11 protein-coding genes and 2 tRNA genes are annotated in these 15890 nt (G+C 40.8%); 5 read left to right on the plus strand and 8 right to left on the minus strand.

The features are described 5' to 3' along the window. Nucleotides 1–80 precede the first annotated feature (80 nt). From LVD17_RS03635 to LVD17_RS03650, 4 genes are all read left to right on the plus strand, one after another. Nucleotides 81–920 carry a hypothetical protein gene (locus LVD17_RS03635; RefSeq protein WP_233764815.1) on the plus strand — a complete coding sequence of 280 codons (840 nt, stop codon included), beginning with the start codon at nucleotides 81–83 and terminating at the stop codon, nucleotides 918–920. Further along, a complete protein-coding gene (locus LVD17_RS03640) occupies nucleotides 907–3354 on the plus strand; it encodes a leucine-rich repeat domain-containing protein (protein ID WP_233764817.1) in 2448 nt (815 codons plus the stop codon). The genes LVD17_RS03635 and LVD17_RS03640 overlap by 14 nt, the downstream gene beginning before the upstream one ends. 3 nt (nucleotides 3355–3357) lie before the next feature. Continuing rightward, nucleotides 3358–5724 (plus strand): penicillin-binding protein 1A, encoded by a 2367-nt coding sequence (locus LVD17_RS03645; RefSeq protein ID WP_233764818.1) that lies wholly within the window; start codon nucleotides 3358–3360, stop codon nucleotides 5722–5724. Between the two features lie 181 nt (nucleotides 5725–5905). Next, nucleotides 5906–6493, plus strand: a complete 588-nt coding sequence (locus tag LVD17_RS03650; protein ID WP_233764819.1) for a DUF4136 domain-containing protein — start codon at nucleotides 5906–5908, stop codon at nucleotides 6491–6493. A gap of 883 nt (nucleotides 6494–7376) precedes the next feature. Here LVD17_RS03650 and LVD17_RS03655 read toward each other — a convergent pair. The 8 genes from LVD17_RS03655 to egtB all read right to left on the minus strand — a co-directional run bounded on the left by LVD17_RS03655 (nucleotide 7377) and on the right by egtB (nucleotide 13748). After that, nucleotides 7377–7859, minus strand: a complete 483-nt coding sequence (locus LVD17_RS03655; protein ID WP_233764820.1) for a DinB family protein — start codon at nucleotides 7857–7859, stop codon at nucleotides 7377–7379. Between the two features lie 151 nt (nucleotides 7860–8010). Further along, on the minus strand, nucleotides 8011–8805 hold the full coding sequence (locus LVD17_RS03660) for a DUF2314 domain-containing protein (protein WP_233764821.1): 795 nt from the start codon (nucleotides 8803–8805) through the stop codon (nucleotides 8011–8013). A gap of 113 nt (nucleotides 8806–8918) precedes the next feature. Further along, on the minus strand, nucleotides 8919–9722 hold the full coding sequence (locus tag LVD17_RS03665; RefSeq protein WP_233764822.1) for a hypothetical protein: 804 nt from the start codon (nucleotides 9720–9722) through the stop codon (nucleotides 8919–8921). A 210-nt stretch (nucleotides 9723–9932) separates the two neighbouring features. Next, entirely contained in the window at nucleotides 9933–10943 is a 1011-nt protein-coding gene (locus tag LVD17_RS03670) for a LacI family DNA-binding transcriptional regulator (protein WP_233764823.1), read from the minus strand. 191 nt (nucleotides 10944–11134) lie between these two features. Next, nucleotides 11135–11218: transfer RNA gene (locus tag LVD17_RS03675), tRNA-Leu, on the minus strand. A gap of 49 nt (nucleotides 11219–11267) precedes the next feature. Then, nucleotides 11268–11352: transfer RNA gene (locus LVD17_RS03680), tRNA-Leu, on the minus strand. A 171-nt stretch (nucleotides 11353–11523) separates the two neighbouring features. Next, a complete protein-coding gene (gene egtD, locus LVD17_RS03685; protein WP_233764825.1) occupies nucleotides 11524–12474 on the minus strand; it encodes an L-histidine N(alpha)-methyltransferase in 951 nt (316 codons plus the stop codon). 14 nt (nucleotides 12475–12488) lie between these two features. Continuing rightward, the gene (gene egtB, locus LVD17_RS03690; RefSeq protein ID WP_233764827.1) at nucleotides 12489–13748 is read right to left on the minus strand and encodes an ergothioneine biosynthesis protein EgtB; all 1260 of its coding nucleotides are present in this window, start codon (nucleotides 13746–13748) and stop codon (nucleotides 12489–12491) included. A gap of 432 nt (nucleotides 13749–14180) precedes the next feature. Here egtB and LVD17_RS03695 point away from each other — a divergent pair, with 432 nt between their 5' ends. Continuing rightward, the gene (locus LVD17_RS03695; protein ID WP_233764829.1) at nucleotides 14181–15827 is read left to right on the plus strand and encodes a S8 family peptidase; all 1647 of its coding nucleotides are present in this window, start codon (nucleotides 14181–14183) and stop codon (nucleotides 15825–15827) included. Nucleotides 15828–15890 lie beyond the last annotated feature (63 nt).

Below are 15890 nucleotides of genomic sequence, written 5' to 3' on the forward strand. Positions count from 1 at the left end.
CTAAAATGATAAGTACGATGTATAGTATTTATGTTTAGCCTCAATACTCAGTACCAATATCTCAATACTAAAACACACACATGAAATTACTGAACCGCTCTTTTTTAGTATTATGCTTAACTATTGTATTCCCTACCCTCTATGCTCAGGCACAGATTGTGGGTGATATGGATGATGAAAGCCGTTTATACGCAGAAACCAAACAGGTTAATCAGTTTTTCAGGCGTTTCAACGGAGAAGAGGATGAAAAAGGTGAGAGATACTATGCCCGTGATAAAGAATACCGCGACCCAAAGCTCCGTAAAAAGTATATTAGCATTTTATTTGACGCCTCTAACCGAAATATTAAGGATGAGCTCAAGTCCCAGTTTACTGAGCATGTTACTAACAAAACCAACCCCATCACACTGGATTTTCATGGCGATAATTGGTTTTCGCAGGTAACTACTACATTTAATTACAAAGGACGGGACAGAACATTTATACTTTTTATGAAGCTGGAGCAGGAGAAGCTGGGTTATAAATGGGTGATCTATAAAGTCTATTCCGATGTTTTTCGCGATTACATGAAAAAAGACACTTCCCTGGGTAAGTTTTTGCACCCTTTAAGTCACGAGCTCGATTTCATGAACTTACGCAAAGCACTGGATGACGCCTCCACAGCGACTCAGTTTACCATTAAAGATTACCGCCCTGATTACCTTACTTTGTTTCTTTACGAAATTAAAAACGGTAACCTGAAATTTAAAACCATACAAAACGTGAAGTTTCACTTCTTCCAGGTGAACGGGTGGTATTTCGAATTATCAGAATTTAACAGAGCCGGCTACAACACGGGCTGGCTTATATCTGACCTTATTAAAGTTGCTGATAAGGACAAGGACCTTTTGAGAAAGTATATTTACTATGAAGATCAGTAAACCCCTGTATATTGCATGCCTTTTCCTGGTATCTATTGGCTTTTCAACAAGTGTAGCCGCTCAAAGCAGCAATCTGCAGCAGGAAGAAATTGCCGACCATGAGGCAAAAGTAAAAGATATTGTCGCTTTCCTGGAATATGTGCTCAACACACTGGGCAACAGGTCTACATCTGCCCGTGATAAGGACGTGATCGTTAACCAGAGCTATACCAAAATATTCAGAGACGAAAAAGTGCAGATCGAGGATGATCTGGACGAAGCGCGTGACGTGATCACCTATAAAAATGTACAGGCATATCTGAAGGATGTCGATTTCTTCTTCAAAGGAGTAAAGTTTGACTTTAATATTGAAGATATCAGCCATTATGTAAATGACAAAGGCGAGCTGTTCTTCAGGGTATCACTAACTCGGAATTTAAAAGGAATTGGCATCGAAGGAGACTCCGTAAACAATACCAAAAAACGATTTATCGAGATTAATCTGAAACCTGAATCCCAGGACCTTAAAATTGCCAGTATTTATACTAATGAGTTCAGCCAGAAAGAAGCCCTTAGCCGATGGTGGAGAGACCTGTCCTATGAGTGGAAGGCTATTTTTAAAAGGAAAGTAGAGCTGATTGACAGCGCTACGATCAGTGATATTAAAAATATATCCCAAATCAGTGAGCTGGACATTTCCGGCAACCAATACATCACCAACATCGAGCCACTCTCGCAGCTATCTAACCTCACACGGCTGGATATTTCAGGTACAGGCATCAGCGACCTGAAACCCATCAGAAATCTGACTAAGCTGGAAGAGCTTAACATCTCAAATACACGGGTAGATAACCTGGAGCCCCTTAAATATGCCGGGGCATTGAGATACCTGGAGCTGACAAATACGCCTGTCAGGGATATTAGTACAATAAAAAGACTGGGTAAACTACAGTCGTTAAACCTTAACGGGACCGAAGTAGCTGACATTAGCCCCGTTGCTGGTCTTACAGATTTAAAGAACCTGCAACTAGCATATACTCCGCTGTTGAGCATCGACGTGCTAAAACCTGTAAAAACTCTTGAAGAGCTCAATATCAGCTCTACCCATGTAACTACACTGTCGCCGGCTGCAGAGTTAAAAGAACTGAAAATCATAAAAGCCGACAGTACACCGGTAGCTTCACTGGCAGCACTTAGCAGCCTTAAATCACTAAAGATTATCTCTGTTAACTATACAACCGTATCTGACCTGTCTTCCCTAAGTGAGTTGCCTGAACTGGAGCGTATCTACTGCGACAGAACTGCTATTACCAAAGAAGCCGCCAGTGAGTTTATGGCAGAAAACCCTGGTGTACTGGTCGTATTTGAGTCTGAAGACTTGAAAAATTGGTGGACAAGCCTGCCGGTTTCATGGAAAACCATATTTGAGACATTTGTTAATATTCAAAATCAGAAACCGACCAAAGAGGAACTGGCAAAGATTACCGCACTGGATTCCATAAATATATCAGACAATCTTTACATACAAAGTATAGAGCCGCTCACAAAGCTTCGCAAGCTGCAAACCATTATACTTAGCAACACTGCCGTTTTCGACTTATCTCCGTTAGAAGGCTTACGCAACGTAAGCTATCTGGATGTCTCAGGAACCGAAGTAAACAACTTTGCCCCGGTGGCTTCGCTTAACAGGCTACATACTTTCAAAGCCAACAAAACAGACTTACCAAATCTCGATGACCTTAACAACCTGAGCAGGCTAAGGGAAGTAGAGGCAGACCATACACTGGTCAACGAGGTACACGTTCAGCAGTTCATCAACAACCACCCAGAATGCCTGGTTATATTCAAAACTGAATACCTTAAAGCCTGGTGGGAAGATCTTGACCCAACCTGGAGAAGTATCTTCTCTACACAGACCACTCTGAACAGTACTCCTACAAGGCAACAGCTACACAAACTTATCGAACTGGAAGTAGTACAGTTTGCCGAGGCTCCGGTTAGTGACCTGTCTCCTTTAAGAAACTTTTTAAATATTATAGAACTGATGTTTTCGGGGACGGCAGTTTCTGACCTTACACCACTTAAGGAATTCAAATCATTGGAAAAACTCCAGATCAGTAAGAGTCCTGTCAATAATATCTCTGCTTTGGCTAACTTTGCGAAGCTGACTACACTGGATATTTCCAATACACCGGTGAACAATCTGGACGCCATCTCAGGATTAGAAAATCTGACGGAATTGAACTGCTCAGGTACCCAGATCAAGCGGCTGAATGCATTAGACAACCTGGTTAATCTCCATGTGCTGGACTGCTCCAATACCAATGTAAAGCGGTTAGACGAAGTAATGCACCTGGATTTGCGCGTATTAAAATGCTACAATACCAGGATATCGTCAAGAAGAGTTGAAGAATTTAAGCAATCTAACCCTGATTGCAATGTGATATATTATTAGGTGATGAAAAGGACGAAGCGTCAAAAAAAAGGCAATAAAAAACAAAATACACTTTCAAAAAAGCTATTTAAGGTAGCTATGCTGGCCGTACTAACCCTGGCCGGTTCATTTCTGATCTTTTACTTCTCTGTAAAGTTTGGTGCATTTGGCAAACTACCTGATACTGCCACGTTAAAAAAAATAGAAAACAACACTGCCACAGAAATCTACAGCGCTGACAGTGTACTTCTGGGAAAGTTTTATATCCAGGAAAGGACCCGGGCAAGATACAATGAGCTTTCCAAATATGTTGTCAATGCACTTGTAGCAACGGAAGATGCCCGTTTTTTTGAACATGAAGGCATCGACTACAGGAGCCTTGCCAGGGTATTCTTCAAAACATTTCTCATGCTCGACAGATCATCCGGAGGCGGCAGTACTATCAGTCAGCAGCTTGCCAAGAACCTCTTCCCCAGGAAGGACCACGGCATGCTGTCAATACCTGTAAGCAAGGTTAAGGAAGCCATTATCGCCCATAGGCTGGAGTCTCTCTATTCAAAGGAGGAGATATTGACCCTTTACCTTAATACAGTACCGTTTGGAGACAATGTCTATGGCATTGAAATGGCCGCACGCCGTTTCTTCAATAAGAAAACCAAGGACCTTAATATACAAGAGGCCGCAGTACTTATAGGCATGCTAAAAGCTAACTACAGCTATAACCCACGACTCTACCCTGAAAATTCGTATACACGTCGCAATGTGGTGCTAAACCAAATGGCAAAATATGGCTACATAACTGATGTAGCCTATGACTCTCTGAGCAAGCTGCCCCTGCAACTCGACTACACCAAAATAACCCACAACACCGGCATTGCCACCTATTTCAGGGAGCATCTTCGTAAAGAGCTGGAAAAGTGGTGCGAAAGCCACTCCAAACCAGATGGCAGCCAGTACAACCTCTACACTGATGGCCTGAAAATATATACTACCATTGATTCCCGACTACAAAAATATGCTGAAGAGGCCATGAAAAAGCATATGGCCGATCTACAGGCTGTATTTAATAAGCACTGGGCCAATGCTGACCCCTGGGGCAATAACCAACAATTAATTTCGCAGGCACTGAAAAACTCCACCCGCTACAAACACCTGGAGGACAAAGGCCTGTCGGAAAAAGAGATAATGAAAGCATTACAAGAGCCAGTACCTATGAAAATATTTCAGTGGCAAGGCGAGCAGGAAGTAAAAATGTCTCCGGTCGATTCGGTCAAACATTATCTCACTTTTCTGCAAACAGGTGTACTGGCCATGGATCCTAAAAATGGAGATATTAAGGCCTGGGTTGGTGGTATCGATTACGAGTATTTTAAATACGACCACGTAAACAGAAATACAAAACGTCAGGTCGGGTCTACCTTTAAGCCTTTTGTATATGCCGCGGCGCTCGAAAAAGGGATGAACCCTTGCAGGTATATTTCAGGCGAAAAAGTTACCTATACCAACCTGGCAGACTGGTCTCCGGGCAATGCCGATGAAGAAGAATATGATATGAAATACACCTTTAAAGGTGCCCTGGCAAAGTCGGTAAATACCGTAACAATACGAGTGCTGGAAGATGTAGGTATCCCTGCTACCATATCCCTTGCACAAAAAGCGGGTATAGACTCAGAGTTGCCCGAAGTACCTTCTATTGCATTAGGTACGGCAAACATCTCCCTCATGGAAATGGTTTCTGCTTATTGCGTATTTGCCAATGGTGGTTTTGTAGTCAAGCCAAGATACCTGACTGCTGTAGCTGATAACTCTGGTAAAATGCTCGACATGTTTAAGGCTGACCTTTCAAGAGAGCGGATTATAACCAAAGAAACAGCGATGATCATGAACACCATGCTTCAGGCAGTAGTCAATGAGGGAACGGCCGGCAGCTATCGCTGGAAATACCATATGAAGCATGAGCTCGCCGGTAAAACAGGAACTACCCAATCCAATACCGATGGCTGGTTTATAGGCTATAACCCGGAAATGGTGGTAGGCGCCTGGGTAGGTGCTGACAATCCGGCCATACGCTTCCGCAGCACCAGCCTGGGTTCAGGAGCCAGCACGGCAATGCCTATTGTCGCAAAATACTTCCATAAAATGCAATCTGATCCTAAATTCAAAAAGCAAGGCTATGCTCCTTTCCCTGAATTGCCTGATTATGTTGCCCGAGGTATAGACTGCGGCATTGAGAAAGAAGACAAAGTATTTATGGAGTGGCTCTTCGGCAACAAAAAAGATGGAGAAAAGAAAACCACCTTTGATGATAAAGCCAGTCAGGAAAGTGACGAAAAAAAGAAAAATATCTTCGACAAAATAGGTGGCATTTTCAAAAAGAAAAAAGACAAGTAGTTCTCTGAGATCTTTGGCACATGATTTCGCGGACTGCATTCAGCCTTATTCTATGGCATTGTAGAATACTTTAGACACTCTTTATACAAAAACAACTGAATATCAACAAATTATGGCGCTGGCATCCTTTTAGGGATGGTATAGGTAGAGAAATTGATCAAAGCACAAAATTCAAAATATTATGAAAAAGCTAATTCAAAATCTATTTATAGCCCCTGCCTGTCTGCTCCTACTTGCTACCTGCGGACCTACAATAACTACTACAAAAACAGCAAATGTAGATCTTGACAAATACCAGACATATGCATGGTTGCCCAATGGAGACAGTATTGACAACCATCGCTATAACGGTGAGCAGCTAAATCAGGCCATTGTATCAGAAGTTAACCAGGAAATGCAGCTGAAAGGATATACCCTTGACAGAACCGACCCCGATCTGCTGGTGTTAGTCCATACCATGTTTGACAAGGAAACTAATATTGTAAGGGAGCCGGTGTACGCCACTTACGATTATTATGCACCCAATATTTATATAGATCCTTACTACAACGACTACTACTATTATGATTACAACACTGTAACCAGGGTAGTTGGGTATGATGTAGACAGAGTGCAGTACACGGAAGGTACGCTAGTCATTGACCTGATAGACCAAAACACCAACAATGTAGTCTGGAGAGGCCGCGCTGATGATTATATAGAGCCTTATAACGTAAGGGCAGAGGTACAGGAATATGTAGAGGAGATATTTGAGGAATATCCGGCATAAGTCCTGGCACAATTAAAATAATTTACAGGCGATCCTATACAGGATCGCTTTTTTTGTTCTCCCGTTCCTATTGTTGCTCTTATGTAATATCACTTTAGACAAAGTGTCATATGCACATCTACTTTCAGGCGGGTAAACCTATTTTTAGAATGGCAGCTTACAGGGATAACGCAGCTTTACTAAAACTTCTAAAAGTTTGGTAAAGCTTACTGTTCAGAGGTTGACAGTAGTAATACTCAAAGGGTATTGGGTAAATAAGAGTAGAGGCTCAGTCTTAGGGTCAGAACGGGGTTTGGTATTCCCCAGCAGCACTCTTTAGTTCAAGGATCAAATCTTAGCCTCCACCTACCGGCTCACATGTGACCATGAAGAAATATTCCTGTTACAAGTATTATAATCAAATTTATTATTACCGGAATGGCATTTAGATTCCACAAGTATCGTATTATCCCATATATGGTTAACCAGAAAACAAATTCGCCGATAATCAAAGGAAGAAAAGGAATAATTGTCCACGTGAAAACAACAGTTAATACGCTGACTGTTAATGCCGCATAAAGGTATTTGTTTCCATGCTTTAGTTTATTGAGATTAAAAAATCCAAGCACCGAGAAAGTAATCATTGAATGGATCAATAGAGTGAATGGCAAGAGTATAAGACCTAAATTCTCCTCAGCATTCAATGTCTCAAATATCAAAAGTGTTAGTTCAAAGAATATGTAGCCATTGCAGGCTAATGCGATAATTGAAATAAGAGACCTGAAGGATTGATCTATCGTTATCATAAATGCGCCTCCTGTTGTTGCGTAAAGGTAAATGCAAGCTAAAGCTCACGCTATCAGCGGTGCCGTTAACTGGCTTTTAGATTTTTATAGTCATCACCTCATCTAATAATATCAGTATCTATCGGGGTATACCCCAAATGTCTGCTCAACGATAAAATTTGTCCTTTGTGATGAAATTCGTGGGTTATCACATGGGTAAATAGCTCAAATACAGTGATACGCTTTGTAATTCCATCTAGTTTTAAATCAAATAGAGCAAATTTTGAAGATTCGTACCTATTAATGAAATCAAACACTTCCCTATCGATGGATCTAAATAATTCTACCACTTCGTCTATGGTTTTTTTGGCTTTATACTGCGTAAAGCTTACCTCTTTATTCAGAGCATGCTTAATTATCCAATATTCATAAGTGTTGCCAATATGGACGAGTAGATTTCGAATACTGCCGCCACGCCCGAAAGAGCTGTTTTGATTTACAAAATCTTCATTGGATATTGTTTTGCAATAATCGAAAAGGACTCTTCTCGATTCCCTGATCAATTGGTATTGACGCTCAAAGTATGGTTCTGTCTCTTGCATTATTTTCGGTTCGCTACTATATGCCATTAAAATACCGTAGACCTTTACACTAAAGAGTAGTCCTAAGCTTTAGCATAGGCGTCACTCTGTCGCTCGTAGCTTTAGTGTAGACGCCCATAACTATTAAAGATTGGATCTTTTACAGGTTTTATTAGTTCAATATTTCAGTGCAGTGCTCCCAATTCATTGATTTCGCATAATCCAGAGCCGTTTTTCCATGTCCGGATGTTAGGGTTTTATCTACACCCAATCTTAATAAAATTTCAATACTAATTTTGTTTCCGGCAATGGCTTCTTTATGCAGGAGATTAAGTCCATTTTCGTCTATAGCAGTCAATTCATTTGGATTCTCCTCCAAAAATTCCCCAAGCTTCTCTGCCATGTTTTTACTCATCGGATGGTCAACCAGATTTTCTGTCCTTTCCTTTTGCTCATAAGCCAACAAAACTTCATTGTAATCACCAAAGTCCAGGCCCCACGCTTCATCATGATTTTGCCTTTCCATATCATTCATTCCTGAACGAATAACCTGAATAGTGAACCCACCATAGGTTTTCCCTTGAATTGAAAACATCCAATCGCTTATTTCACTCACTTTTTTATGTACAACATCTCCTTTTGCAACATTAGTTAGGTCATTGGGCTGATTTACCAATTCACCAATAATTGTCTCTCCATCAAAGTTGATATTGTTAATCCACATATGCTCAACTACTGGTTCAGGCTGTCCATCCATTTTCTGTTCAAACGGAATTTTCACCATCGCAAAATCAAGGGCTGGAATTATTCTTCTATATTCCCAATATAACTCTCTCCAGAAATACTTAAAATTCTTTTGAGCATCCTGCGAAGCTTCCTCCATTAGCCTGTCTTGCTGGGCAAAAAAAACGGTACTATCTTTTTCTTCACTGTTTTTCTTACCAAATAAATTTGAAAATAATCCCATATTCTTTTAGTTTTAATTTTAATCACTTACAACCCTTTAGTAATCTCTGATAGCGAATACACACCGGAATCGAGTATGTTTAGATAAATAAAAATGTGCACTAGCAGGATCACCTACCGTTCTTCAAACATCTTTTCTATCGTCTTTTGTATCGCAAATAAATCGCTGACTGTAAAAAGGCCAATTGCTTCTTCTAAATGGCTATTATCAGGTATCATTTCAAGGTTTCCAGCCCTTATCAGATGGACTTGGTTGGCAAAGTCAGGCTGATACTTCATACCATAAATCGCGAAATGCGCTATACGGACTTTCCCGTCATTATATTTCTCTCCTTTAGCTTTTAACGCTGTTATATCTTCTATGGCAGGTTTATTTTCAAAGACACTGTCATAAAATTCAAGTATTGGACTTTCATTTACACCTGTTAATTCATGGATGTAGGCAACGTAGTATTTATCATCCAACTTAATAGACACTATATCATTCGGTCTAAAAAAAGTAGTGTTTTTCGGTATTTTTGGCCTTCTTTTCCACTCCAACGGTTTTGTGAGTAGCAAGTCCTTTATTTGAGGGGATTTTCTATAAAAGTCATCGCTTAAAACAACCGCCTCATTTAGGTGGTCTATAGCATTAATAGCTTTATCAGTAATTATTTTGTCAGACAATCCATACTTATGAAGCAAAGTTGCAAGCGTTAAAACAACCTTTTCTTTATAATGTATGGCTATTCCATCCTCCGCCAACAGGACACAGTCCCAGCGAGTTAATAATAGAGGCAAAACATATGATGGTATATCCTTAATGCTTCCTCCTCTTTTTAAGGACATAGTCAAGTTGATCAGCCTTATCAGGTCTTCTTCTATTGCCTGGGCTAGTTGTCCGACACCTATTTTGTCTATAATTTGTTTGTGCTTCATTTCAGTTAATTACAACACACGCTGATGCGGAGAAATGCTGTTTTTATTATTTCAATCTAGATTCAAGCGTTTAGCGCAACGATGGCTTGAACTCTATGCACGTCTGATCTCCTTCTATTACTACTCCACCCTACCCCACTAAACAGCAAGCATTAGCAAACTTTCAAAGTTTGGTAAAACACAGTTTTCTTTTGAAATTTTAGAATTGGCTCAATTTCTTACTGATGATGCCCTTACCACCAACTCCGATGGTACAACACGTCGGCTACTGCTTTCCTTATGTTTATTTTTGATCTGATCGAGCAGACATTTTGCTGCTTCAAAACCAATCCTGTCCGGATGATGGCTTACAGAGCTAAGCTGGGGATCTACGATACGGCAAATTGGGAAATCGCCGAAACCTACAACAGAAACCTGATCTGGCACCTTTATTCCCATGCTTTTGAGCGTGAGTATAGACTCTACCCCCAATTCATCGTTTACCGTAAATATTCCGTCAATATCAGGATATTTATCAAGGAGCCTTTTGAGGGCCTTCCTTCCTGTTTCAGGATCGAAATCGCACGGTACGATAAGTTCATCATCCACCTCCATCCCTTTATTTTTAAGGGCTTCCTTATAGCCCCGCATGCGGTTAAGGCTGGCAGCAAGCGTATCAGGCCCTGAAAGGTGTACTATTCTTTTACAACCGGAGTCTATCAGATGCGTAACAGCCCTGTGGGCTCCTTTAAAATCTTCGGCCTCAATTTTATGTACATTGAAACTGTCGCTGGTACGGTCAAAGAGTACGAGGGGTACATTATGCTCTATTACCCTTTGAATGTGCTTAATATTCTTGCTACCCTTGGCCAGGGAAATGAGTAAACCGTCTACTTTAGCTGACAGAAGTGAAGAAATGTATTTTTTCTCCAGGGTTGGAGACTCGTTGGTCTGACAGATCAAAACCTGGTAATTGTTGGATACGGCGACTTCCTGAATACCACTAAGTGCGGATGAAAAGAAGTGACTGGCTATTTTGGGTACCACCACGCCGATGGAAAATGACTTTTTTGTTCGCAGACTGCTTGCCATTTGGTTGACATGGTAATTCATCTTTTTTGCCACATCTTTTACCGATTTACGTGTCTCCTCACTAATATCGGGATGTCCGTTTAAAGCTCGTGAAACAGTAGATGGGGAAATGCCCAAGGCAAGGGCAATGTCTTTGATCGTTACGCTCATGTTAATGTTTAATAAGTCATATAAAATAAAGCATTAGAAAGCATAATAACGAGGTTTTATCGATGGAAATTAACATTGATGTATTTTTGATGCGTATAAAACGGTTAAAATGCCGCTAATGACAAGGATTTGGGCAAACCTTTAACAAAAAATATAAACAGGTGTAAATTAGGGGATTAAAAAGAAAAGTGTGCCGAAGAAGGGATTCGAACCCCCACGACCGTAAAGTCACATGTCCCTGAAACATGCGTGTCTACCAGTTTCACCACTTCGGCATATACTTTCAAAAAGAACTTAACTGTATAAAACAGTCGACTGTTTATGTGCGCACGAGAGGAATCGAACCTCCACGGCCGCAATGGCCACCAGGCCCTCAACCTGGCGCGTCTACCAATTCCGCCACGTGCGCTTACATGATCATTGGCCCAAAAGGGCCTCAAAAGTAATAAGGTTTTATTTTATAACCAATAGTTATTACTGGTCAATTTCAAGGAATATTTCGCTGCTAAAAAAACCAGATCAAAACACTGATTAACAGACAAATAAACAGAGATAATGCTGAAGTCAATTGAAAATATTTTCACTTCCTCCATACAGAATTGACAAAGTAGCGTCTCGAATCGTAAAAATTGCGGACTATATCGAACCCTACCTGCGAGGCCAGGCTTTCGATATCTTTCATGCCATATTTCTGAGAGATTTCCATATGTATTGGCTCCCAGGCATCAAATGTAATAGTGGTATCCATAATTTCGACCGTTTGTGACTTTGTACTTATAAGGTAGCTGGTAGTAGTGCCGGTAAGTGGATCATAGGTGGGAAAGTGCCTGAATGCCGACAAATCAAAATTGCCCTTCAGCTCCCTGTTGATCCTGGTCAGCAAATTGAAATTAAAATCCCTGGTAACGCCCCGTTTATCATTATAGGCATTGAGAATAACCTGCGGGTCCTTTTTCAGATCAAAGCCTATGAACAGCAGGTCGCCATCATTCAGGCCTTCATAGAGTCCCTTCAAAAAAGAGATCGCCTGAGACTGCCGGAAGTTACCAATGTTTGAGCCCAGAAACAGTACTACATTTCGGGTCCCTCCATTTTCCAGTTCCCGCAATGCCTTCATATACTCGTTTTGAATGCCTTCTACTTTTAATGAGGGGAACTCTTCTTCCAGTGAAGTCTCCAGTATTTGCAAAACATTGCCCGATATATCTATGGGACGATAACGAAAATCCACCTTGGCATTTAAAAAGCACTCCAGCAATACCTTGGTTTTATAGCCATCTCCGGCACCAAACTCCACAAGGTTAAATTTAGAAGTTCCTCCGATAAACAGGTCCAGGATTTGCTGCTGATGGGTTTCCAGGATCTCATACTCACACCGGGTCAGGTAGTACTCTTCCAGGTTCATGATCTCCTGAAATATCCTGTCCCCGTTTTCATCATAAAAATATTTGGAAGATAAGGTCTTCGGTGTTGCGCTAAGCCCACTAAGCACATCTTGAGCAAACTGGGTAATCACAAGTTGGTCGTCCATTGAAAAATTGTTTATTATTGGTTTTTTGCCAGTCTAATCCCTGAAAACATCCATCTGAGATGCGGGTGAAAAAAATTCCTGTAAGTAGCACGAATATGATCCATAGGTGTAGCACATGACCCTCCTTTCAATACCATTTGGTTGATCATAAATTTACCATTATATTCCCCTACTGCACCCTCTGGTGCTTTATAAAAAGGATACGGAAGGTATGCACTGTTAGTCCATTCCCACACATCACCATACATTTGATTATAGCCACCTCTCCGGGCCACAGGCTGAAAGTTTTCCGTTTCCATAAAGTTGCTAAATTCATTTACGCCGGAGTGTCGCCTGCACGCCACTTCCCATTCAAACTCAGTAGGCAGGCGCAAGCCCTGCCATTTGGCAAAAGCATCTGCCTCAAAAAAGCTTACATGAGTAACAGGAGCATTGAGATCCAGTGGTTTAAGCCCTCCATTGAGCGAATATTCGTACCATTGACCATCCATGTTATACCAGTAGGCAGGTGCCTTAATGTTATTGTTATTTACCCACTCCCAACCATCAGAGAGCCAGTGCCTGAAATCTTCATACCCCATATCCAGCACAAAATTCAGATATTCGGCATTAGTGACCAGTCTGTCCATTATACCATAGTCATGCAAATAAACTTTATGCACTCCCAATTCATTGTCAAAGCAAAAGCCTTCATTATTATAGCCTATTTCGTATAGTCCGCTTTCAACTTCGATAAAATCCGGACCGGAAGGCGATGCTTTATCAAAACCGGAGAGGGAATTATTTAAATAAACAGGGAATATTGGATTGTTGCCCAGGATATATTTTATATCATAACATAACAATTCCTGGTGCTGCTGCTCATGCTGAATACCCAGTTCAAGCAGGTCTGTCAATGGTTTACTTATTTCGTTGTTATCAAGGAATTCACCCATATGCTCATTTACATATTGGCGGTAGCGCAGTATTTCTTTAACGGTAGGCCTCGTTATATTGCCACGGTTGGTACGTATTACCCTGGCCCCTACACTTTCGTAATAGCTGTTAAAGAGAAAATTATAGTTCTTATCAAAGGGTTTATACCCCTTCATTTCAGGTGCGAGAATAAAAGTTTCGAAAAACCAGGTAGTATGCCCAAGGTGCCATTTCGGTGGACTTACATCCACAATCGGCTGTACTACATGATCTTCAGGAGTTAAAGGTGAACAAATATCTTCCGTGCGCCGCCTTACTGAGTCAAACCTTTCTTTAAGGCGCAAATCTTCCAGTACCATTTTTTGCAGAGGTTTTTTTCTAAATTACGGGATGCATGGCAGAATAGTAAATTCAAACTGCTATTATTTACCTGCATCAGCATTTAGAACAACAAAAATGGCGCTAATGTTAAATAAAAGGCATTATTCTTTAGAAAACCTTTTATGGCACCTCATGGTAAAATAGAAAAACGTTGTAAAAAATAAAGCCATAGACACCAGACAAAAAAAGATTATCATTCTTTTTAAATTTAGTGTTTGTGTAAAATTCGCTTCTTTTATGAAACAAAACCAGCAAAAGTTTGGTTTGCAAGCACAGATGTAAGGTTAAACATCTAGTATTGCATTAAAAATAATTCTAAAGATCGCCCAAGTCATGAAATCAGCACTCTAAAGTGATCCGTTTCAAGTATCTTGGTGCTATTTATATCAATTAATCAACAAAGGTAACTTATGAAAAGAAGTGTTAGAGGGTTCCTGCTAATTTTGCTTACAGCAAGTTCGCTTACAGGCATTCAGGCGCAGGGAACGGTACAGGAAAATGCTCAGCTCCCTCCTAAAGAGTGGTTTATTTTGGATCCGGCCAAGGATAAAGTGCAGGGAGTAAGCGTAGAGAAGGCTTATAATACCATCTTAAAAGGAAAAAAATCAGAAACCGTAACAGTGGCAGTGATCGATTCCGGTGTTGACATAGACCATGAAGACCTTCAGGGTAAGATCTGGGTAAACGAGAAAGAAATTGCCGACAATGGCATTGATGATGATAATAACGGGTACATCGATGATAAATACGGATGGAATTTTATCGGGGGAAAGGATGGCAGAAATGTAGAGCAGGATACTTATGAGCTTACCCGGATCTACGTAACCCTTAAAGAGAAATATGGTGATATAGACCCTAAAAAGGTCAGAAAAAAGGATAAGGAAGAGTACAACTACTGGATCAAAGTAAAGGAAGATTTTGAAAAAACGTATGACGAAGCCCACCAACAGTACAACTTTTACTCAAATCTCAGAGACAACATTGTCAGGTTCCATGTTTTGCTTAAGGCCTATCTTGGTGTGGAGCAGCTTTCATTGGATGACCTGAGGGGCATCGACTCCCAGGATTCTGTGATACTTACGGCGCGAAATATTATAGGTATGATATATCAGAATGTAGGAGAAGATGCTGATTTTGATAATATCGCCAAAGAGCTTGACGGAGCCGTCGAACATTTTGGAAACCAGGTAAACTTCGCTTTTAATACTGAGTTTGACCCAAGAGCAATTGTAGGCGACAACTATAACGATCCATATGAGAAGGGGTATGGCAATAACAATGTAAAAGGGCATGACCCAAGCCATGGCACGCATGTTGCCGGCATTATAGCTGCAAACCGAAATAATGAGCTGGGCATAAAGGGAATAGCTGATAATGTAAAGATCATGGTAGTGCGTGCAGTTCCTGATGGAGATGAACGAGACAAAGATGTGGCCAATGCCATTATTTATGCCGTTGATAACGGGGCTCAGATTATCAACATGAGCTTCGGCAAATCATATTCACCACAAAAAGAAGCTGTGGACAAGGCGGTTAAATATGCTGAGAGCAAGGGCGTATTACTGGTACATGCCGCAGGTAACAGTTCAAAAGATATTGACAATGGAAAAAATTTCCCTACAAAAAATTATGCAGGCTCGAAAAGCAAAGCCGCAAACTGGCTTGAAGTAGGTGCTTCGGCATGGGGAGAAGGTGAAGATTTTGTAGGTAATTTTTCCAATTATGGTAAAGAGACTGTTGACGTATTCGCCCCGGGAGTGGAAATTTACTCCACCACACCAAACAACAACTACGAGTCGTTTAACGGAACAAGCATGGCAGCCCCTAATACGGCAGGTGTAGCGGCGCTATTGATGTCATACTACCCTGAGCTAACAGCCTTTCAGATAAAGGACATTATTACAAAGTCATCAAGAAAATTTGAACACCTGAAAGTGACCAGACCGGGCAAGGAAGACCTTGTAGATTTCAGGGACCTCTCCATTAGCGGTGGCCTGATCAATGCCTATGAGGCGCTGAAAATGGCAGAGTCAATGGTAATGGACAAGAAAAACTAATAGTTATAAATAATTGTCTTGAAAATAAAACCAGCCTAACTTTAGGCTGGTTTTATTCATTTA

It is taken from the genome of Fulvivirga ulvae, from assembly GCF_021389975.1.
Classification (GTDB): domain Bacteria; phylum Bacteroidota; class Bacteroidia; order Cytophagales; family Cyclobacteriaceae; genus Fulvivirga; species Fulvivirga ulvae.